Raw genomic sequence first — 19701 nt, forward strand, 5'->3', positions numbered from 1 at the left:
CGATATGATGGTCAATACACCCGCGCCGGATAACGCCAGCGTCCATCTGATGCGCAGCGAATGTCTGCCCCAGGGTGCATCGCTGTCGATTGAATCGCTGCTGACGCTGGCTGCCGCGTCGCCGGCAGCAGCGGCGGAACTGGCGCAACAGTGTGTCAACGCGGTTGATGCCGTTCAACTGTCAGCCGATCCGGAGACTGCCATCGAACTTCTGATGCGGGTAACGGACGTGTGCGCCGGAACGCTGGGCGAAACCCATCCGGCGACGGGCGCGCTGCGCTGCCGGTTGGGTGATCTGTTGCTGGCGGAGCGACGCCTGGAACAGGCGCGGCAGCAGTACGAAATCGTTCTGGCAGCGCACCGTCCCAGTGTGTTTGGCGATAGCGACGCCATCGCCCGCGCTCTCAGCGGTCTGGGAGATGTGCTGCGCACCGAACGCAAATACGTTACAGCGCTGATATGCCTGCAACGAGCGCTGCGGCGTCAATCCGAAGCGCACGGCGTCCACCCCGCAACCGCGCAGACGCACACCCGTCTCGGCGCGCTCTGGTTCGAGCAGCAACGCTACGCCACGGCGCGGTTTCACTTCCAGGAAGCGCTGGCAATCCGCGAAGCGACCCTGGGACCGCGCGATCCGGCAACTGCCCAGAGTCTGCATAACCTCGGCGTCACGCTGGCGGCGCTTGGTGATCTGCGGAGTGCGCGGGTATGCCTGGCGCAGGCGCTGGCGATCCGCGAGGATCGGTTGGGGCGCACCCATCTGGCGACGGCGCAAAGCCTGGAGGCGCTCAGTCGGGTGCTGGCGGATCTTGGTGACGACGAGAGCGCACAGTACTGTCTCGAGCGCGCCGCCGCGCTCTATCGTGAACATTCAGGGGATCGCCGTCCGGTCAGCGCAACGGTTGCGGTGCAGGTGAATCGTCGGCAGCGCGGCGGCGCGCGCTGGATGAATCTGTTGCGGAGGGAACCATGAAACGCATCTCAGCGGTGCATGTCGGGCTGTTTCTGATACTCTGCCTGCTCTTCAGCAGCGCAATGGCGGAAGACCGCCCGACAACTGCGCCGCCGTCAACCGAACCGCTAACCGTACTGGCAGATGTCGAAGGGTTGGGTCATCGTATAACCGGGGCTTATGTCATCCGCCGCGCAACCGATGGCAGCGGCAGGGTATTCTGGAGATTTCGCGGCATGCTCGACGGGGAGTTCGAAGAGGTCGATGGCGAAGCGTTCGAGCGCTGGTCGCTCGATGGCAGCGTGACGGTCGAGTTGACGCAGTTCAATTATCCTGATTTCACACTCGATCAACTGCCTGCGCGTCGCATAACTCTGATGCCGGGGTGGGATGGGTTGATCGTGATCGCCGGCGTGCCGCTGGCGGTCAAGGGTGAATTCAAAGCGCCGACAGCGGGCAGTTCGCCGGTGCTGGTGGTGACCAATGCCGGTCGCGGTGCACGCGTCATTACTGAATTGCCGAATACAGCGGGATCGCCCGATCGGGAAGGAGCACAGCAGCCATGAAGAGTGGGAAAATTTCGACATTGTGGCATCACCCGTTCGTTATGGTTGGACTTGCAATCGCGCTGATTCTGCTTGGGATCGGTGCAGCGTACATGGTATGGTTGAATATGCTGCGCGATCAGGAACGGCTCAACCCTTCCACCGAACGCCTGCTGGAGGTCAGCGACGGTCAACGCATTCCTCTGGCGCAACCAGACCCCACGCCGGTTCCAACTGCACAAGCCATTCCTGTTGCAGCAACCAACCCGGAGAGTACGCCAGCGCCATCCGCCACGCCGGAAGTGTTGCCGCCAGAGCGCCTGATCATTCCGCGTATTAATGTCGACTGGCCCATCACACCTGCGGATGTTGATCACCTGCCGAAGTTCCGCGGCGTTGGATGGATATTTGGCAGCGCTTTCCCCGGCATGCCCGGCAATATGGTGCTGACCGGGCATGCTGGCGGACCATACGCGACGCTGACGCGCCTCCACGAGGTGCAACCGGGCGATGACATTCTGGTGCAAACAGAGACAGCCACGCATCGCTACCGCGTCCAGACGATCTACGAAACAACCCCGGACGACGTTCTGGCGATGGCGCCCAGCGATAAGACGATTGCCACGCTCATCACCTGTAGCGGCGACTGGATTCCAGAACGCCAGACGAACGCGCGACGACTGATCGTTGTGGCGGCGTATGAGGGGATGGCACGCGAAGGCGCTGGGGGCTGAAACGTGCGAAGTGCGCCGGTTCCTTGCCTCTGCCTGATGGCGATGAGTTTCAAGAACTGAGACATTTCTCGGATACGTTGACTATCTTCGCGTCTGCCGTGTTGCGTGAGGCGCCCGCTTCCGGCGGCGTGTGCAGCCCCGTCCAACAGACCTTATGAGCACGGTGCTCCTTATCTCCGCGTCTCCGCGTGAGCCGGTTCAATGCATGCGGCCAACAGACCTTATGAGCATGGCGCTCCTTATCTCCGCGTCTCGGCGTGAGCCGGTTCGATGCATGCGGAGACGCGGAGCACACGGAGCGTAGACCGGAATGTATTTCGGTCACCGTGTGGGGTGCGTCATTCCCAGAAGTGTTGAACCTTGCCCGACAGGTTCAACCCTGGTGGGTCGGCAGCGCAGGAAACGCCTCAATCGCTCCCCAACCGACTACATCGTGATGTGGTCCGTTTTCGCCTGCCCGGAGATACACTGCGGGCAAACGAAAGGAGTTGCCATGACCACCACAAACTCTCCGTCCCGCCGCCGTTTTCTCAAGGCTGCCGGACTGACGATTGCCGGCGCGACATTGACCTGCGCCGGTCTCGGTGTTGCCGCGACTCGTCCGCCTGCCGTCGAGTTGCCCGACAGAACGCTGGAAGGAGAACAAGCCGTGAACAACCGTATCCTCGTGACCTACGCCACCCGCGCCGGTTCAACCGCCGAGATCGCGACCGCCATCGCCGAGACCCTGGCAGCCCGTGGGTATTCTATCGATCTCAAACCGGTGAACGAGAAGCCCGACCTGAGCGGTTATGCCGCCGTGGTGCTCGGTAGTGCCATCCGTATGGGACGCTGGCTGCCCGAAGCGGTAGATTTTGTCAAAGCGCATCGGGACTCCCTCAACGCCGTGCCGGTTGCGCTGTTTACCGTCCATATGCTCAACACCGGCGATGATGAATCCAGTCGGACGGGACGCCTGGCATACCTGAACGACATTCGACCGCTGCTGCCCGGCGCGGGAGAGGTCTACTTCACAGGTGCGATGGATTTCAAGCGCCTGTCGTTCCTCGATCGCCTGATTGCGAAGATGGTCGGAGCGATCGAAGAAGACCGGCGCGATTGGGGTGCGATCAAACAGTGGGCCCGCACCGTCGAGGTGGGATGATGCACTCACCCGACCGGAGCGCCAGAGCATGGGCAATCTCATCTTGGGCTTCAGGACACCCACACTCCCCCTTCTCCCACAAGGGGAGAAGGGGGTTGGGGGGATGAGGGGACAATGCGCCTTCCCTCCGGCTACCCCATTCGCCGCGGCATCAGCACTGTGTAATCGAAGTCGAGCACCACCGACGGATCGTAGGCGCCGTCAGGATTCTGGTAGGGAAAATCGTGGCACGGGCGATCCTTGGCGGCGACGGTGCGCACCCGCAGCGCGCCAATATCGGTACGACCGGGAATTTCCATTTTCGCCAGAATTTCCGACCAGGCGTAGATCGTGTCGCCGGCGAAACTCGGGTTGGTGTGACGACCACTGTTGATTGCAGCAATGCTCAGCGCATTTGCCAGTCCGTTGAACGAAAGCGCACGCGCCAGACTGATGATATGCCCGCCGTACACAATCCGCCGCCCGAACCGCCCTTCCTTCTCGACATGCTGGTTGAAATGCACCCGCGCCGTGTTCTGGTAGAGGCGCGTCGCCTGCATGTGCTCGGCTTCTTCGATAGTCACGCCATCAACGTGGTCGATCTTCTCGCCCACCTCATAATCGTCCCAAAGATAGGGACTTCCCGCATACGCCAGGTTGTATGCGCCCGGCTGCACCCGGTAGGGTGCAACCAGGTCCTCGACCGCGACCGATTCGGGGAGCGTTGGCACAACCGTCTCCGGCGCCGGCGCGTTCGGGTCTCGTTTGCGCACCATAACCCAGCGGGTGTACTCAAGCACCATCTCGTTGCGCTGATTGACCCCTACCGAATGCACATAGACCACGCCGGTCTTGCCGTCTTTGTTCTGCCGCAACCCGATGACGGTCGATGTTGTTGAAAGGGTGTCGCCGGGATAGACAATCGCCCCGAAACGTCCGCCCGCATAGCCAAGGTTGGCAATCGCATTGAGTGAAATATCGGGCACCGTTTTGCCGAAGACGATATGGAACACGAGCAGACTGTCGAGCGGCGCGCGCTCCAGCCCCAGCGTTTGAGCAAAAGGAGTCGACGAGTTCAGCGCAAAGCGTGTGCCGTAGAGTGATGTGTACAGCGCCACATCACCCTCGGTGACGGTGCGCGGCGTGGCATGCACGATCTCCTGCCCCAAACGAAAATCCTCGAAGAAATTGCCGGGATTCGTCTTGACACTCATGCCTTCCTCCCGCATTCAGAAGCCATACGCCTGCGCCAGGTCGGGGTCCTTCTTCGCAATCATGCGCGCCAGATCGACAATCACTTTCGCCTGCTTCCAGGTCGCGTCGTCCTGCATCTTCCCGTCGATCATAGCGACGCCGGAGCCGTCGGGCATGGCGTCGAGGATGCGTTTGGCGAACAATACCTCGTTGACATCGGGGCTGAAGACGCGCTTGGCAATCGGAATCTGGTTCGGCGCCAGCGACCACGCGCCGGTGCATCCCAGCAGGAACGCATTGCGGAACTGCGCTTCACACGCCGCTTCATCCTTCAGATCGCCGAACGGACCGTAGAAGGCGCGCAACCCGTGCGCCACGGCGACATCCACCATGCGCGCAATCGTGTAATGCCACAGGTCTTGCTGGTAGAACGGGCGATGCTCCTGACCTTCCTGCGGGTCGGCAAGCACGCCGTAGAACGGATGCCCGCCGCCGACGCGGGTGGTCTTCATCCCGCGCGACGCCGCCAGGTCCGCCGGTCCCAGGCTGAACCCGTGCATGCGCGGGCTGGCGCCGGCAATCGCCTCCAGATTCATCATACCCTGGGCAGTCTCCAGCAGGGCGTGGATCAGGATCGGCTTCTGAATCTGGTGTTTCGCCTCCAGCAGCGCCAGATACTGATCGACGAAGTGGATGTCCCATGGTCCTTCCACCTTCGGGATCATCATGACATCGAGTTTGTTGCCGACAGCCGCGACAATTTCGGCAATGTCGTCGAGCACCCAGGGGCTGTTGAGGGCGTTGACCCGCACCCACAGCGCGGTGTCGCCAAAATCGGTCGCGCGGGCGACCTCGATGAAACCGGCGCGCGCCGCTTCTTTGGCATCCATTGGAATGGCATCTTCCAGGTTGCCGCACAGAACATCGACCTGCTTTGCCACATCGGGAATGCGGGCACGAATTTTTTCGACATGCGGCGGAAAGAAATGGATCACCCGCTCAGGACGCACCGGCAGTTCGCGGATCGGTTGCGGTGCGCCAACCGCTAGCGGCTTGTAAAAGTGAATGGGGAGTTTCATTGGTCCTCCTTATGCTTCTTCAGGTCCGGCGACAATCCCTTCATCGTGCAGTTTCCCGACTTCGCCTTCGCTCAAGCCGAGCACCTCTAGCAGGATCTCGTCGGTGTGCGCGCCGAGGCGGGGCGCCGGTTGCGGCGGCAACCGCGGCACAGTGCTGAAATCGAGCGGCGAACCCGGCATCAGGTAGGCGCCGATGCCGGGTTGATCCACCAGCGCGAACATCGGGTTGTCCGTCGAACAATCAGGGTCATGGGCGATGGCTTCGCGCACGGTGCGGTAGGGTCCCCACGTCACGCGATGCTGCTCGAAGATGCGCTGCACGTCGGCGAAGGTGCGTGCGTGGAACCACGGTTCCAGCAGTGCGGCGATCTCACGTCGCGCGCGGAAACGGTCTCCCTCATCGTCCATGTTGAGACCCAGACGCTCACCGAGCGCATTGAAGGCATCGGTCAGCCCCGTCGCCTTGCCCAGCGCCTTCCATTGCAGGTCGGTCAATCCCACCACCATCACCCGTTTGCCATCGAGGGTCTCGAAATCGCGCCCAAATGCGCCATACAGGTAATTTCCCTGTTTGGGGCGATCGGTGTCGTTGACCATCACTTCGGCGATCATGCCGAGATTGCCGATCATCGCCAGCCCGACATCCTTCAACGCCAGTTTGACCAGTTGCCCCTCGCCGGTGAGCCGCCGGTGGCGTTCCGCCGCCAGCAAACCGAGTGCAATCATCTGACCGGTGACGATGTCCCATGCTGGCAACACGTGGTTGACCACTTCAGGCGATGAGAACGGACCGGTCATGAACGGGAGTCCCAACTGCGGATTGACGGTGTAATCGACTTCTGAGCCGCCATCCCGTCGCCCCAGCAGATTGACCATGATCAGGTCGGCGCGATGCGCTTTCAGCGCGTCGTAACTGAGCCAGCCGCGCGCCGGGAAGTTCGTGATGAACAGCCCTGCATTGTCGCCGGGCGCGCAGATCAGGTGCGTCAGTATCTCCTGCCCACGCGGGTGACGAATATCGACGGCGATTGATCGTTTCCCTTTGTTGAGACCAGCCCAGAACAGGCTATGCCTGCCGTCCAGCGTCACGGGCCAGCGCTTGTAGTCGAGTCCGCCGCCGATGGGATCGAAGCGAATGACATCGGCGCCAAGTTGCGCCAGGGTCATGCCGCCGAGCGGCGCCGCCACAAACGCCGAACCTTCGACAACGCGCATTCCGCTGAGAATACCGTTCATTGTACGTTTCTCCGAGCCGAGAACCGAGAACCGGGAACCGAGAACTGAGAACCAGGAACCAGGAACCGAGAACTGAGAACCAGGAACCAGGAACCGAGAACTGAGAACCAGGAACCAGGAACCGAGAACTGAGAACCAGGAACCGGGTGAGGGGTCAGGGAACCTTCCCATGTTCAACGTTCTCAAAGAGTGAGACGTTCAACACCCTCCCACGTTCCACCTGCAACCTGCAACGCGCCACCTGCAACGCGCAACCAGCCACCTGCAACGCGCGACGTTCAACCTGCAACCTGCAACCTGCAACCCGCAACCCGCAACCCCACGCCGGGTTCGGTCAGATCACCCGTCTGGCGCGCAGTTCGCCGATCTCGGCATCGCTCATACCGAGCAGATCCTTGAGCACCTCCTCGGTATGTTCGCCAAGCCGGGGTCCCAGGCTCTTGATCCGTCCAGGCGTTTCCGACAGTTTGGGCACAACGTTCGGCACGATGATCGTTTCGCCGGTATTGTCAACGTCGATGGCGACCAGGTTGCGGCGTGCATGGAACTGACGATCGCCGAAAATGTCGGCAATATCGTTGAGCGGCGCAGCCGGCGTCGCCGTTGCATAGCAGCGCTCCAGCACCTCGGCGCGGGTCAACGAACTGCACCAGTCGCGCACGATTTCGTTCACATCATTCGCGTGCTGGAGGCGCACCTTCTGATCGCCGTAAATGCTCGACGACGCCAGTTCGGGGCGTCCCATCGCCTTCGCCAGGCGCGCAAAGAGTTTGTCAGTCGCGCACGAGATGGCGACCCACTTGCCATCTTTCGTCTGAAAATGCCCGTGTGGGCAGGCAAAGTCGTTGTGGTGCGGACCATGCCGTTCGCGCACTTTTTTGTACATGCCATACGCCGGCACCAGTTCGTCGCTGCAACGGAATACCGATTCGTAGAGCGCCGCATCGATATACTGCCCGCGCCCGGTCTTCTCGCGGTAGTGCAACGCGATCAGCACGCCGATGCACCCGTACAGCCCGGTCATATAGTCGCCCAGCGTCGTCGAACCCGGCGTCACCGGCGTTCCCTTCGGCATGCCCGCCAGATACGAGATGCCGCCCACCGCGTGAGCGATGCGGGCGAATCCCGGTCGATCTTTGTACGGTCCCGTCTGACCATAGCCGGTCACCCGCAGCATGATCAGCCGCGGATTGATCTGACTCAGGACATCCCACCCCAACCCCCACTTTTCCAGTGTGCCGGGGCGAAAGTTCTCGCACAGCACGTCAGATTTTGCAGCCAGTTCCTTGAAAATCCGCGCACCATCGGGATGCTGAAGGTTGAGGGTCACCGAGCGCTTATTGCGCGCCTCGCTGAGCCACGTCAGCGTATCGCCGTCGCGGAAGGTGGGAGTGCCGAAGCGACGCAGCGCGTCACCACCGAGCGGATGTTCGACCTTCAACACATCGGCGCCAAACTCGCCCAGCAGCGTGGCGCAGAAGGGTGCAGCGACCACCGTCGCCGCATCGATCACGCGAATGCCTGCCAGCGGCAGGTTGCTTTCGTGTCCATCCATACCAGATCACCTCATTCCACATCGCTCTGCGACGCATCAGATAATCTTGCGACTGCGCAGGCGCTTGATCTCGTCGGCGGAAATGTTCAACAGTTCGCGAAAGACCTCATACGTGGCATTGCCGAGCGGCGGACCCAGATTGGTGATACGTCCCGGCGTTTCAGAGAGGGTGGGCACGACATTGGGCACCACCACCCCGCCGACCCCTTCCGCCTCGACGCAGGCAAGGTTGCCACGGGCGCGAAAGTGCTCATCTTCAAAAATATCGGCGATGCTGTTCAGCGGACCGACGGGCACCTCCTTTTCGAGACAGCGCCGCATGACTTCCTCGCGCGTCAACGAGCCGACCCACTCGATCGTGATCTGATTGACCGTATCGCGGGCTGCCAGACGCTTACGCTGATCGCCGTACAGTTCGGGAGAGGCGAGTTCAGGACGTTCCATCGCTTCCGCCAGACGCTCGAACATCTTATCGGTCGTACAGGCGATCGCCACCCACTTGTCGTCTTTGGTGCGGAAGTGCCCGTGGGGTACGGCGATAAAACTCCCGGAGCCTTCACGTTCGCGAATCTTGCCGAACAATCCGTAAGCGGGGGCAATTTCGTCGAGCAGACGAAACACCGCCTCGTAAATCCCCACATCGATCACCTGACCGCGCCCGGTTTTCTCTTTGTGGCGCAACGCCAGCAGAATGCCGATCGCCCCGAACAGACTCGCCATATAGTCACCAAGCGGCGCCGTGCCGGGCAACACCGGCGTTTCGCCGGGGAAGCCGGCCAGATACGACAAACCGCCAAATGCGTGCGCGATATGCGCAAAACCGGATCGACGGCGGTATGGACCGGTCTGCCCGTACCCCGACACACGCAGCATCACCAGACCCGGATTGGCTTTGCACAGCACATCCCATCCCAGCCCCCACTCCTCCATCGTACCGGGGCGAAAGTTTTCGATCAGCACGTCCGACTTCGCCACCAGTTTGAGGAACAGTTCGACCCCTTCCCGCTGACGCAGATCGATGGTCACTGACTTGCGATTCCGTGCTTCGCTGAGCCACGCAAGCGTTGCGTCGTGACGTGTGGTGGGGGTGCCAAAACGCCGCATCGGGTCGCCGCCAATCGGGTGTTCGACTTTGAGCACCTCCGCGCCGAACTCCCCCAGGATCGACGCTGCATACGGACCGGCAAGAAAGTTGCCCACGTCGATAACCCGAATACCGCTTAGCGGCATGCGATCAGGATTCTCCAACGATCGTTCCGCGAATGGCGCTTCTGCAAACGACGCCGCCGGAAAGGGGGAGGACTGTTCTTGTCCCATCTCGCCCATGCTGCTTGAATCCGCCGCTGGCGTCGGAGGCGTTTCGCCTGATCCTGAGGACTGTTCTTGCCCCATCTCGCCCATGCTGCTTGAATCCGCCGCTGGCGTCGGAGGCGTTTCGCCTGATCCTTCTGTGTGATCCGTCTCAGGTTTGGTCTGATTCACCGGTTTTGCCGAACGTGTTCCTTTTGTCATGAGCCTCCCTCCGCATCATTACGAAATCTACGGCTTGCTGCAGGTATGCACTGATCGTCGTCGGACGGATAATGGTCTTTGAATAAATGACTTCGCTGCAAAAACGCACCGCTGAGACGCCGAGCGCACAGAGAGTCAAAAAAACGAACCATGATAGATGTACGGCGCAGCATACGGGTGCGTGACTCGCTATGGAATCACCCCTGCGAACGCTGCGTCGCTGCGGTGACATCCCCTTTGTGCAGTGGACTCATAAATAATCCGGTAGAGCCCGCGCAGGCGGGCTTTGCCTTGTCTAGCCGAGGGCTTATGATCTTTAAGAATTAAGTCCGGTAGAGCCCGCGCAGGCGGGCTTTGCCTTGTCTAGCCGAGGGCTTATGGTCTTTGAGTAAATAATCCGCTACAGCCCGCGCAGGCGGGCTTCGCCTTGGCTAGCCGAGGGCTTCAGCCCCACGGCTAGCGCGGGATAGCGGAATAAATTCTCAATCTCCATCAGCCCGACGGCAAAGGGCGCATACCGGTTTATATTCTTCATCTCCATCAGCCCCACGTCTCGTTCGGTAGAGCGGATTATATTCTCAATCTCCATCAGCCCCACGGCACAAGGCGTATACCGGATTAAGTGCTCAATCTCCATCAGCCCCACGGCACAAGGCGTATACCGGATTAAGTGCTCAATCTCCATCATCCATCCTGAAGCTCGCTGTCACGCAAAAAGAAGCGCATCTCTTCGTGCATACGATGTGCGCGATGCCCCATGGTATCGGGTATGCCTGGCGGACGTGCAGCGCTGTGCAGGAAAGTCGTGGGATCATGTTCGCAAGATACGAAGAATAGTGTACCATATGAGGAAAAGACGGGTAACATCAGGTATAGAATTGTTAACCATCCCCCCGGCATTTCTGTACGATACTTTTCCACAAGCATGCTCGTTTTCATCACCAGGTGACAGCAACCGTGTGGCTCATGGATAGGGCGCTGCACCATGCGCGCAAATACACGCGCCAGGGTTGCATCAGCGTACATCAGAGCACGGAAGGAGGCGCTATGACATCAGAAGACTGGACAGCCTGGATCGGTCGGACGGAGCAGGTTGAGGACGACATCAGCCCGGCGCAGGCGGCAGCGGCGGCGGCAACGCTTGAACCACCCCCGCCGTTACCAATGAAAGGCTCGGCGCTGCCACCGCTCTGGCACTGGTTCTACTTCCTGCCTCGTGCACCGCAGTCACAACTCGGCATAGACGGGCATCCGCAACGTGGCGGTTTCATCCCCCCTATCCCTTACCCGCGTCGCATGTTTGCCGGCGCGCGCATCCGCTTTCACCATCCGCTCATCATCGGGCAACCTGCCCGACGCGAGGGGGTTATCCGCAATGTCACCCTGAAATCGGGACGCAGCGGTCCACTCGCATTCGTCACGGTCGGCTACGATATCTACCAGGAGAACACGCTGTGCATTGAAGAGGAACAGGATATTGTGTACCGCGAGCCGGGCGCTGCCGTGCCTGCGCCTGTGCCGATCGACCTGCCGCCGCCGCCGGAGGGTGCATGGGTCCGTACCGTTACGCCGGATACGCGCCTTCTTTTCCGCTTCTCGGCGCTGACGTTCAATGCCCATCGCATCCATTACGACCGACCCTACGCCCGCCATGAAGAAGGGTATCCGGGGTTGGTCGTCCACGGACCGTTGACCGCTGTCATGCTCATGGAACTGGTGCGCCACAACACCGCTCGCCCGATTGTCGGCTTCAGTTTTCGCAGCCAGGCGCCACTGTTCGACCTGGCGCCATTTCGGTTGATCGCCCGCCCCGATGGGGATCGCGTCGAACTGGAGGCGCAGGGACCCGACGGCGCAACGGCGCTCAGCGCTGTGGTGGAACTGGGGGAGAGTTGAGGGTTGTAAGGTTGAAGGTTGAGGGTTGAAGGTTGAAGGTTGAAGGTTGAAGGTTGAGGGTTGGACGTTGAATGTTGAACGTTGAACGTTCAACGCTGTAGGAGCGAGGTAGTGAGGAGCAGGGTAAAGGAGAAGGCAAGCGATCAAACCCCTGACTCCTGCTATGGTTGTTGAGCAATTATTCCGCTATAGCCCGCGCAGGCGGGCTTCGCACTCTATAGCCGAGGGCTTATGGTCTTTGAAGAAATAATCCGCTACAGCCCGCGCAGGCGGGCTTCGCACTCTATAGCCGAGGGCTTTAGCCCCACGGCCAGTTCGGTATACCGGATTTAATTCTCAATCTTCATCTATGGAACTCGATGACAAACTCAAAGCGGAGTTGATTGCAACCGCTCGATCACTGAAAGGCAGTGAGCGCCGGATGTTTATGGCGCGCACGGTCAAAATGCTCGGTCCTGGCGGGCAGCGCCTTGCCGAACGCGAACTCGGCTGGAACCGCGCCACCATTCGCAAAGGCATGCGCGAACTGGAGCGCGGGGTGACCTGTCTTGACGGAACTCGCCTTCGCGGGCGCAAACCGGTCGAGGCGCGCCTGCCCAATCTGCTCCACGATCTCCGCGACCTCATCGAAACCTGGCGCCGCGCCCATCCCGAATGTCGCAACGATGCCCGCGCACCCTGCATGAGCGCGGAAGATGTGCGGCGCGCGCTGATCGAACAGAAGGGGTACTCCGACAGTATTCTCCCCTCGCTGCAAACCATCGCCGCCCGCATGCGCGCACTCGGCTATCGCCCGCGTCGCTCGATCCGCTACCTGCGGCGCCGACGCGACCGGTAGTAGCGGCGTGGGATGCACAAAAAGTATAAACTTGATCACATCGCAATTTTCGGTAACAATCTCTCCACGCATAAACAGCCGCTCATCTGCTACACTCTCAACCACAACAGCGGACCTCTTCTCTGCACAAGATCCCGGTCTACAAAAATCACGGATCAATGACGAGGCGATTGCAGCGGCGACAGCTGCGATCACAGTTGGCGTTTCCGGCGGAAGTGACCGCTTCACGCTTCTCTGAACGTCACATTCAGTCGGAAGGAACATGTCGGTAGAGAGAAGGCTGCTGACCTGCATCCTTTCCAGGTTCCACGTACCCAACCCATCCGTCGCTATCCGAATGTTAGTGGAGGGAGATCATCATGGAAGCGGAAATGCGCGCCTTTGTCGACTCATTGCGCAAGAACATCACTGCCGAGGATGTCGTCAATCTCGAAGCGTGTCTGAACTGCAAGATGTGTGGTGAAGCATGCGCCTGGTATCTGGTCACCGGCGACGAAAAACTGCATCCAACCCACAAAACCGGTTTTATACGCCAGATTTACCAGCGCTACATGACGGTCGAGGGACAGGTTGGAGGCGCGCTCGGACTGGTTCCCACACCCACGGTCGCCGATCTTCAGGAGAACATGCGCTATTTCTGGGCATGCACCGCCTGCGGACGCTGCACCCTCGCCTGTCCGACGGGCATCAGCATCCGCCGGATTGTGCGCCTGGCAAGGGCAGCCTACTCCGACTCCGGATTGAGCCATGCCAACCCTACCATCCGATCGATTGTCGAAAACACCGAGCGCTACCGCCACAGTTTCGGCTTGACCGTCCCCCAGGTGATCGGGCGAGTCGGGCTTTTCCTGCGCAGCGAAGGAATCGAAGTACCGGTCGATGTGCACGGCGCCGAGATGCTCTTCGTCTGCCCGGCAGCCGGTAACACCAAAATCCCCGATTACGGCATCAAATTGATCAAGATCCTCAATGCTGCCGGGGTCAGTTACACGGTCTCACCGTATGTGATCGACACCGGCACCGAGATCGATCATATTGCCGTCCACCACAATCTTTCGCGGCAAATGCTGGAGGAGTGGGAACAGGAGGCGGATCGGTTGGGTGTCGAGAAGATCCTGCTGGTGGAATGTGGCTGCGATGCGCGCACGCTCTACGCCGAGGCGTCGGAGACGCTGGGACGTCCATTCCGCTACCCGATCATCAGTGTCGATACGTTGATGCTCGATCTGATCAAACAGGGGCGCCTGCCGGTAGAGAAGATCGACACCAAGATCACCCTGCACGACCCATGTTACGCCACCCGTCTCTCCGGTCTCGGCGACACCTTCCGCGAACTGTTGAACCTGGTCTCCAACAATTTCATCGAAATGACCCCCAACCGCGAGCACAACTACTGCTGCAACGGCGGCGCAGGCGGCATGCGTCTGCCGGAAAACACCGAACTGCGCCGCAAGATCTCGGTGCTGAAAGCCAATCAGATCCGTGCAACCGGCGCGGAGTATGTCACCTCGCCGTGCGTCGTCTGCACCCTCTCGCTGGAAGACACCTGCCACACCTATGGACTGGCGCAACCCGGCGAACGCATGGCGCTGGTGCTGTTCGAGGTGGTCTACGATGCGATGGAACCGGCACTGGCGAAGCGCGGCGAACTGGATCGTATGTATGTCCCGGCAGAACTGCGGAACCGTGACCACGACTTCTTCCTGGCGCACAGCATCGAAGGGCGGATGGCGGCGCTGATGCAATCACCGGAGTTCCCGGCGCTGCTCGACTGGCTGGAGCGTGATGAGATCGTCAAACGCTTCAGCACGACCCATCCGCAGGTGTATGAGCATTTGCGCTCACTGCGTGAAATGACAACGCCGTCGATGCCGGCGATGCGTGCGCGTGCAGTGGCAGGTCAGTAGCGCTTCGTGTGAAACAAAGGGAGGTGTGCCATGATGATCATCGATGTGCTCAATATCGTTGCACCGGTTGCACTGGCGGTTTTTCTGATCGGCGTTGGCGTGCGCATGGGGCGCTTCGCGCTGGCGCTGGTGACGCGGCGTCGGTTTCGCGGCGTGACGCCGACATTCGAGCGTGCGCCACGCCGCCTGGGGTTCTTCGAGGCGCTCCACGCCGTGCTGTTCGGACCGTACCGTCATTTTTACAGGCGCGCCAACCCAACCTGGGGACGCGGCTATCTCTTCTACCACGTCGCTATCATTACCGAAGTGATCGGCTACACGCTCTCAGCGATCATCGTATTCGCGCACATCCTGTTCGGGCGACCGGTGCCGGATGTGGCGCATCACCTGGAGGGGAGTTTCAACTACACGCCGGCAAATCTGTTGGCGATCATCTTCGGCAATGGTGAGCCGCTTCAGGCGCACTTTCTCTTCGGCGACTTTGCTCCGTATTTCGTGGGCATCACCTGGATCGCCGTCGGATTTGCGGTTGTCGGCAACCTGCACCTGATGATCACCCTGCTGCGAAAGCGGAGCGGCGCGGTCGTAGCCGATATCGACCCGCCAGCGCACGGTTTGCGCACACCAGGACGCCTTCCGTGGGATAGGGTGCTGGTGCGCACAATCATTTTCTGCATCATCTGGACGGAACTGTTTGCGCGTCTGCACCTGTTTCCCGGCGTCGTCTACGTTCACGCACTGCTGGGGATGACCCTCTTCACGCTGCTGCCGTTTACCTACCTGTTCCACATGGTCTACAATTTTCTTGCTGTCTACTATGCTGTGCAGCGACGTATGGCGCGCACGATCGCCTGAATATTGGAGCGGCATGTCGGGACTCTGGAATGGACAACCTCCCTTCTCCCGGCGTGGGAGAAGGGGGTTGGGAAAATGAGAAAAGCAAGCGTCATGCAGACAACCCACGCTGCATTCATGTGCAAAAAGCGTTATAATCTGGTTACAGCATTGATTTGCATCTCTGAAAAGAAGCGTGTATAGTACGCATAGCGCGCTGTGGCGCTATTCTCCGCCTGTACCCTTACCCATCTCCATGACGACGATGGTCACCGGCGATGGCTGAAGCAGAGGAGGCGTCCTTGAACATCAGAAGCGCCGATTTACTCTTTACACCGATTCCTGAGCGGATCGCCCGTCTCCGCGATCTGGCGTACAACCTGTGGTGGACCTGGCATCCAGAAGCCCAGGATCTCTACCGTCATATCGACGCTGATCTGTGGGAAGAGGACTACCACAATCCGGTCGACTTTTTGCGCGACGTGCGGCAGCGCAAACTGGAGGAAGCGGCAGCCAACCCGGAATATCTGGCTGAATACGACCGGGTCATGGCCGCGTTCGACCGGTACATGGCTGCTGAAGACACCTGGTATCGGCGCACGTTTGGCAACGCCAACGACGTGACGATTGCCTACTTCTCGGCAGAATTCGGTCTGCACGAGTCGCTGCCGATCTATTCGGGCGGTCTTGGCGTGCTGGCGGGTGACCACGTGAAAGAGGCGAGCGATCTGGGCTTGCCGTTTGTTGCGGTCGGCTTCATCTACCCGCAGGGGTATTTCCGGCAGCGTCTGGACCAGAGCGGCTGGCAGGAGGCGATCTATTCCAAGTTGAACTTCGCCGACATCGCAGCCACGCAGGCGTTGACTGCCGACGGGCGTGAGGTGGTCGTCGAGGTCGATCTGCCGGGTCGCACCATCTACGCCAAGGTCTACCGCATTCAGGTGGGCCGGGTATCGCTGTTCCTGATGGATACGGACATTCATCCAAACAGTCCGCAGGATCGCGAGTTATCGGCGCGGTTGTACGGCGGCGACCAGGAGATGCGGATTGCGCAGGAGATCGTGCTGGGCATCGGCGGTGTGCGGGCGCTGCGTCAACTCGGCATTCACCCGACGGTCTGGCATATGAACGAGGGGCATTCTGCGTTCCTGGTGCTCGAACTGGTGCGTGAGAAGGTTGCTCAGGGCATGCCGTTCGATGAAGCATGGCGCGAGGTGCGCGCGCAATCGGTCTTTACCACGCACACGCCGGTTCCCGCCGGCAACGACGCTTTCCCGCTCCACCTGATGGAGAAGTATTTCAACCATTTCTGGCCCCATCTCGGATTGACCCGCGAACAATTCTTCGACCTGGCGCTGCAACAGCAGAGTTGGGGACCGACCTTCGCCATGACGGTGCTGGCGCTGAAGGGGTCGCACGCGCACAATGGTGTCAGCAAACTGCACGGTCACGTGGCGCGTGGCATGTGGCACTGGCTCTACCCGAACGTGCCGCAGGACGAAGTGCCGATCACGTCGGTGACGAACGGTATTCACAGCAGCACATGGCTGGCGCCGGCCATGCGTCGCCTGTATGATGAAGTGCTTGGTCCTGATTGGGAAGAGGACCTTGACAATGTTGCGCTCTGGGCGAAGGTGCGAGACATTCCCGACGAGCGGTTGTGGGAAGTGCGTCAGGCGCTCAAAGGTGATCTCGTGGCAATTGCGCGCGAGCGCGTTCGTCAGCGTCATTTGCGCCTGGGATCGCCACCGCAGGTCTGGCCCGTGCTTGAACCGGAGATTTTCACAATCGGCTTTGCACGCCGGTTCGCCACGTACAAGCGCGCAACGCTGCTGTTCCGCGAACCCGAACGGCTCAAGGCGCTGCTCAACCGTCGTGACCGTCCGGTGCAGATCATTTTTGCCGGTAAAGCCCATCCGGCTGACGATCCGGGAAAATTGTTCATCCAGCAGGTTTACCAGATGTCGCAGCAACCGGGGTTCCTTGGGCGCATCCTGTTCCTCGAAGAGTACGACATGGCGCTGGCGCGCGCACTGGTGCAGGGGGTTGATGTCTGGCTCAATACGCCGCGTCGTCCCTACGAAGCAAGCGGCACCAGCGGTCAGAAAGCGGCGCTGAACGGCGTTGTCAATGTCAGCGTCCTCGATGGCTGGTGGCCCGAAGCGTATAACGGCGCTAACGGCTGGGCTGTCGGCGAAGCGCGCGAGTACAGCAGTCAAGACGAGCAGGACTGGAACGACGCACAGCATCTGTACCGCATCCTGGAGCAGGAAGTGATCCCAACCTACTACGACCGCGGTTCCGACGGGATTCCACACCGCTGGCTGGCGATCAGCAAAGAGTCCATCGCCACCATCGCACCGGTGTTCAGCACCCGCCGTATGGTCAAGGAGTATGTGACCCGGTTGTACCTGCCGGTGGCGGAAATGCAGGCATAGTTGTTCACTGCCAGCAGGGGAATGTGCAGAGAAGATCTATGAAAAATCGGGGGTAGAGACGTGGCAACGATCCACGTTCACCCCCGATTGCTTCAGGATCAGAAACCGCTCAACCCTGACCCAACCGTCGCTTCAACTCCTCAAATTCCGCGTCCACAGCAGTGTCGCGCTCCAGATTGCGGAACTTGTTCTCCAGCGTATCCCCTTCGAGTTTCGTCATCGCCTCAGCCCGATCGAGGCGCTCATCGACGCGGCTCTCCAGTTGATCCAGTTTATCCATCGCCGAGATACGCGTCGCCTGACGCACGGTGCGCTGAATGGCTTCGTGGGTCTGCGCACGGTTCTTCTTCGCAATGATCATATCGCGCTTGGCCTGCACTTCGGCGATGCGTGTCTGCAACTGCACCAGCGCCTGCTCCAGTTGTTCGACCTGCTTTTCCTGCGCATCCGACTGATCGCGGTACTGCTCGTAGAGTTTGCTGGCCTGCACTTTGCGCGCCAAAGCGGCTTTTGCCAGCGCTTCATCACCGGCGCGCAGCGCTGCCTCTGCTTTGCGGTCCCAACTTTCCGTCTCTGCCAGATATTGCGCCTCCATACGGTTCAGCCGCGCCAGGTCCGCCATTGCCGCCGCAACGCTGGTTTTCACCTCATATTCCTGGTTGGCCAGCTGGCGCAGATACTCATTCGCCATTTTCTCCGGGTCCTCCGCATTGTCGAGCAGGGCGTTGATGTTGGCGCTCAGAATGTCTCGGATGCGAACGAAGATCGACATGTCTCCAACCTCCCTTGAACTTGTACGTTTTTGTTTTTCCTGAACAGGCGCGATGCTGCTGTCCAGCGGAGAGCGGACGTATCGCCTGTTCATTCTAGCACAGCAGATCGGTGCTGTACACCCTGTATGTACGTTATTGTCGGGGTAATGTTGCACGGATATAATCATTACCGGCAGGCAGCCTGCGACCTGCGCGCCTACGGAGGGTCGTATGGCTGCATCGTCTGCCGAACCATCGCTGTTGCGTCGTTTCGCTCCGCGCATCGGGTTGATGCTTGCCGCGCTTCTGACGCTTGCCTGGATACAGCGTCCTGATGCCCGGCTCCACGTCTTCTTTCCTGCGTTGCGCGGCGATGCCGCGCTGGTGCAGACCCCAAACGGCTTGTATCTGCTGATCGACGGCGGCAACGACCCGGACGCGCTGGTGACGGCGCTGGGGCGTCGCATGCCGTTCTGGCGGCGCGACCTGGCGCTGGTGATCCTCACATCACCGGGAGATGCGGGGCAGGTCGCCGCACTGGAGCGTTACCGTGCGCATCGGGCGCTGGCGCTGCCCTCCAGCGCACCAAATGCGACGCGCGACACCTGGCGACGTTTGCTGGCGCGGGACGCAACGCCGGTGCGCGCACTTCGCGTCGGGCAGCGCCTGGAGATCGACGGAGTAACGATTCAGACGCTGGACTGCGACGATGCCGGGGCGTTAATTCGCCTGGATTATGGCGCCACCAGCGTTGTTTTCGCGCACAATGTCACCCCCGCTATGCTCGAACATCGCTTTACCCGTCGCGCCTCGCTCCTGGTCTACCCCTGGCAGTACGACCCGCATACTCCGCTGGTGGAGTCCCTCCATCCGACGGCAATCATCTTCAGCGACGGGCGCCAGTCCCGGCATCCGCCGCAGCAGACCTACCACGAACGTGCAGTTGGCGGCGCACGCCTGTACCACGAACGGGTGGACGGCGACATCGAGTGGGTGAGTGACGGACGGCGCGCCCATATCATCATATCGGAACGCGCCGGGCAATAGATACGTTTTGCGACCGCGCAGAAGCGGTAGTATACTCTCACTATCCAGAGATTACTATG

At 60.4% G+C, this 19701-nt stretch carries 17 protein-coding genes; 10 read left to right on the top strand and 7 right to left on the bottom strand.

Features of this window, described 5'->3' with window-relative positions; all coding sequences use genetic code 11:
- Positions 1-4: 4 nt before the first annotated feature.
- The 4 genes from ROSERS_RS21495 to ROSERS_RS21510 all read left to right on the top strand — a co-directional run bounded on the left by ROSERS_RS21495 (position 5) and on the right by ROSERS_RS21510 (position 3375).
- Complete coding sequence (locus ROSERS_RS21495; protein ID WP_232282702.1) at positions 5-973, top strand: tetratricopeptide repeat protein; 969 nt, start codon at positions 5-7, stop codon at positions 971-973.
- Positions 970-1518 carry a hypothetical protein gene (locus tag ROSERS_RS21500; protein ID WP_011958850.1) on the top strand — a complete coding sequence of 183 codons (549 nt, stop codon included), beginning with the start codon at positions 970-972 and terminating at the stop codon, positions 1516-1518. Before ROSERS_RS21495 ends, ROSERS_RS21500 begins: the two co-directional genes overlap by 4 nt.
- The gene (locus tag ROSERS_RS21505; protein WP_011958851.1) at positions 1515-2231 is read left to right on the top strand and encodes a sortase; all 717 of its coding nucleotides are present in this window, start codon (positions 1515-1517) and stop codon (positions 2229-2231) included. Before ROSERS_RS21500 ends, ROSERS_RS21505 begins: the two co-directional genes overlap by 4 nt.
- Positions 2232-2724: 493 nt before the next feature.
- The gene (locus ROSERS_RS21510; RefSeq protein ID WP_011958852.1) at positions 2725-3375 is read left to right on the top strand and encodes a flavodoxin domain-containing protein; all 651 of its coding nucleotides are present in this window, start codon (positions 2725-2727) and stop codon (positions 3373-3375) included.
- 131 nt (positions 3376-3506) lie between these two features.
- Here the strand turns inward: ROSERS_RS21510 and ROSERS_RS21515 are convergent, their stop codons facing one another.
- The 6 genes from ROSERS_RS21515 to ROSERS_RS21540 all read right to left on the bottom strand — a co-directional run bounded on the left by ROSERS_RS21515 (position 3507) and on the right by ROSERS_RS21540 (position 10618).
- Entirely contained in the window at positions 3507-4568 is a 1062-nt protein-coding gene (locus tag ROSERS_RS21515; protein ID WP_011958853.1) for a MaoC family dehydratase, read from the bottom strand.
- A gap of 15 nt (positions 4569-4583) precedes the next feature.
- A complete protein-coding gene (locus ROSERS_RS21520) occupies positions 4584-5627 on the bottom strand; it encodes an HpcH/HpaI aldolase/citrate lyase family protein (RefSeq protein ID WP_011958854.1) in 1044 nt (347 codons plus the stop codon).
- A 9-nt stretch (positions 5628-5636) separates the two neighbouring features.
- Positions 5637-6863, bottom strand: coding sequence for a 2-methylfumaryl-CoA isomerase (locus ROSERS_RS21525; protein WP_011958855.1), 1227 nt, complete (start codon positions 6861-6863; stop codon positions 5637-5639).
- Positions 6864-7197: 334 nt separating this feature from the next.
- Complete coding sequence (locus ROSERS_RS21530) at positions 7198-8418, bottom strand: CaiB/BaiF CoA transferase family protein (RefSeq protein ID WP_011958856.1); 1221 nt, start codon at positions 8416-8418, stop codon at positions 7198-7200.
- Between the two features lie 36 nt (positions 8419-8454).
- A complete protein-coding gene (locus ROSERS_RS21535; RefSeq protein WP_011958857.1) occupies positions 8455-9735 on the bottom strand; it encodes a CaiB/BaiF CoA transferase family protein in 1281 nt (426 codons plus the stop codon).
- 595 nt (positions 9736-10330) lie between these two features.
- A complete protein-coding gene (locus ROSERS_RS21540) occupies positions 10331-10618 on the bottom strand; it encodes a hypothetical protein (RefSeq protein ID WP_157041186.1) in 288 nt (95 codons plus the stop codon).
- A gap of 359 nt (positions 10619-10977) precedes the next feature.
- Between ROSERS_RS21540 and ROSERS_RS21545 the strand changes: the two genes are divergently transcribed.
- The 5 genes from ROSERS_RS21545 to glgP all read left to right on the top strand — a co-directional run bounded on the left by ROSERS_RS21545 (position 10978) and on the right by glgP (position 17843).
- Complete coding sequence (locus ROSERS_RS21545) at positions 10978-11826, top strand: hypothetical protein (protein ID WP_011958858.1); 849 nt, start codon at positions 10978-10980, stop codon at positions 11824-11826.
- Between the two features lie 349 nt (positions 11827-12175).
- A complete protein-coding gene (locus ROSERS_RS21550) occupies positions 12176-12664 on the top strand; it encodes a hypothetical protein (RefSeq protein ID WP_011958859.1) in 489 nt (162 codons plus the stop codon).
- 359 nt (positions 12665-13023) lie between these two features.
- Positions 13024-14571: a (Fe-S)-binding protein gene (locus tag ROSERS_RS21555; protein WP_011958860.1), complete on the top strand. Its 1548-nt coding sequence runs from the start codon at positions 13024-13026 to the stop codon at positions 14569-14571.
- Between the two features lie 30 nt (positions 14572-14601).
- Positions 14602-15426: a hypothetical protein gene (locus tag ROSERS_RS21560; protein ID WP_011958861.1), complete on the top strand. Its 825-nt coding sequence runs from the start codon at positions 14602-14604 to the stop codon at positions 15424-15426.
- A 257-nt stretch (positions 15427-15683) separates the two neighbouring features.
- Complete coding sequence (gene glgP, locus ROSERS_RS21565) at positions 15684-17843, top strand: alpha-glucan family phosphorylase (RefSeq protein WP_011958862.1); 2160 nt, start codon at positions 15684-15686, stop codon at positions 17841-17843.
- 109 nt (positions 17844-17952) lie between these two features.
- On the opposite strand, the gene ROSERS_RS21570 is transcribed toward glgP, so the two are convergent.
- A complete protein-coding gene (locus ROSERS_RS21570) occupies positions 17953-18615 on the bottom strand; it encodes a PspA/IM30 family protein (protein ID WP_011958863.1) in 663 nt (220 codons plus the stop codon).
- A 211-nt stretch (positions 18616-18826) separates the two neighbouring features.
- Here ROSERS_RS21570 and ROSERS_RS21575 point away from each other — a divergent pair, with 211 nt between their 5' ends.
- Complete coding sequence (locus ROSERS_RS21575; protein WP_011958864.1) at positions 18827-19642, top strand: hypothetical protein; 816 nt, start codon at positions 18827-18829, stop codon at positions 19640-19642.
- The last annotated feature ends 59 nt before the right edge of the window (positions 19643-19701 follow it).

It is taken from the genome of Roseiflexus sp. RS-1 (assembly GCF_000016665.1).
Taxonomy (GTDB): domain Bacteria; phylum Chloroflexota; class Chloroflexia; order Chloroflexales; family Roseiflexaceae; genus Roseiflexus.

Excerpts from the sequence above, each read along its gene's own strand:
- ROSERS_RS21570 (WP_011958863.1), bottom strand. The coding sequence starts at position 18,615 with ATGTCGATCTTCGTTCGCATCCGAGACATTCTGAGCGCCAACATCAAC.
- glgP (WP_011958862.1), top strand. The coding sequence starts at position 15,684 with ATGGCTGAAGCAGAGGAGGCGTCCTTGAACATCAGAAGCGCCGATTTA.
- ROSERS_RS21535 (WP_011958857.1), bottom strand. The coding sequence starts at position 9,735 with ATGGGACAAGAACAGTCCTCCCCCTTTCCGGCGGCGTCGTTTGCAGAA.
- ROSERS_RS21530 (WP_011958856.1), bottom strand. The coding sequence starts at position 8,418 with ATGGATGGACACGAAAGCAACCTGCCGCTGGCAGGCATTCGCGTGATC.
- ROSERS_RS21515 (WP_011958853.1), bottom strand. The coding sequence starts at position 4,568 with ATGAGTGTCAAGACGAATCCCGGCAATTTCTTCGAGGATTTTCGTTTG.
- ROSERS_RS21555 (WP_011958860.1), top strand. The coding sequence starts at position 13,024 with ATGGAAGCGGAAATGCGCGCCTTTGTCGACTCATTGCGCAAGAACATC.
- ROSERS_RS21495 (WP_232282702.1), top strand. The coding sequence starts at position 5 with ATGATGGTCAATACACCCGCGCCGGATAACGCCAGCGTCCATCTGATG.
- ROSERS_RS21505 (WP_011958851.1), top strand. The coding sequence starts at position 1,515 with ATGAAGAGTGGGAAAATTTCGACATTGTGGCATCACCCGTTCGTTATG.
- ROSERS_RS21550 (WP_011958859.1), top strand. The coding sequence starts at position 12,176 with ATGGAACTCGATGACAAACTCAAAGCGGAGTTGATTGCAACCGCTCGA.
- ROSERS_RS21520 (WP_011958854.1), bottom strand. The coding sequence starts at position 5,627 with ATGAAACTCCCCATTCACTTTTACAAGCCGCTAGCGGTTGGCGCACCG.
- ROSERS_RS21540 (WP_157041186.1), bottom strand. The coding sequence starts at position 10,618 with ATGATGGAGATTGAGCACTTAATCCGGTATACGCCTTGTGCCGTGGGG.
- ROSERS_RS21510 (WP_011958852.1), top strand. The coding sequence starts at position 2,725 with ATGACCACCACAAACTCTCCGTCCCGCCGCCGTTTTCTCAAGGCTGCC.
- ROSERS_RS21500 (WP_011958850.1), top strand. The coding sequence starts at position 970 with ATGAAACGCATCTCAGCGGTGCATGTCGGGCTGTTTCTGATACTCTGC.
- ROSERS_RS21545 (WP_011958858.1), top strand. The coding sequence starts at position 10,978 with ATGACATCAGAAGACTGGACAGCCTGGATCGGTCGGACGGAGCAGGTT.
- ROSERS_RS21560 (WP_011958861.1), top strand. The coding sequence starts at position 14,602 with ATGATGATCATCGATGTGCTCAATATCGTTGCACCGGTTGCACTGGCG.
- ROSERS_RS21525 (WP_011958855.1), bottom strand. The coding sequence starts at position 6,863 with ATGAACGGTATTCTCAGCGGAATGCGCGTTGTCGAAGGTTCGGCGTTT.
- ROSERS_RS21575 (WP_011958864.1), top strand. The coding sequence starts at position 18,827 with ATGGCTGCATCGTCTGCCGAACCATCGCTGTTGCGTCGTTTCGCTCCG.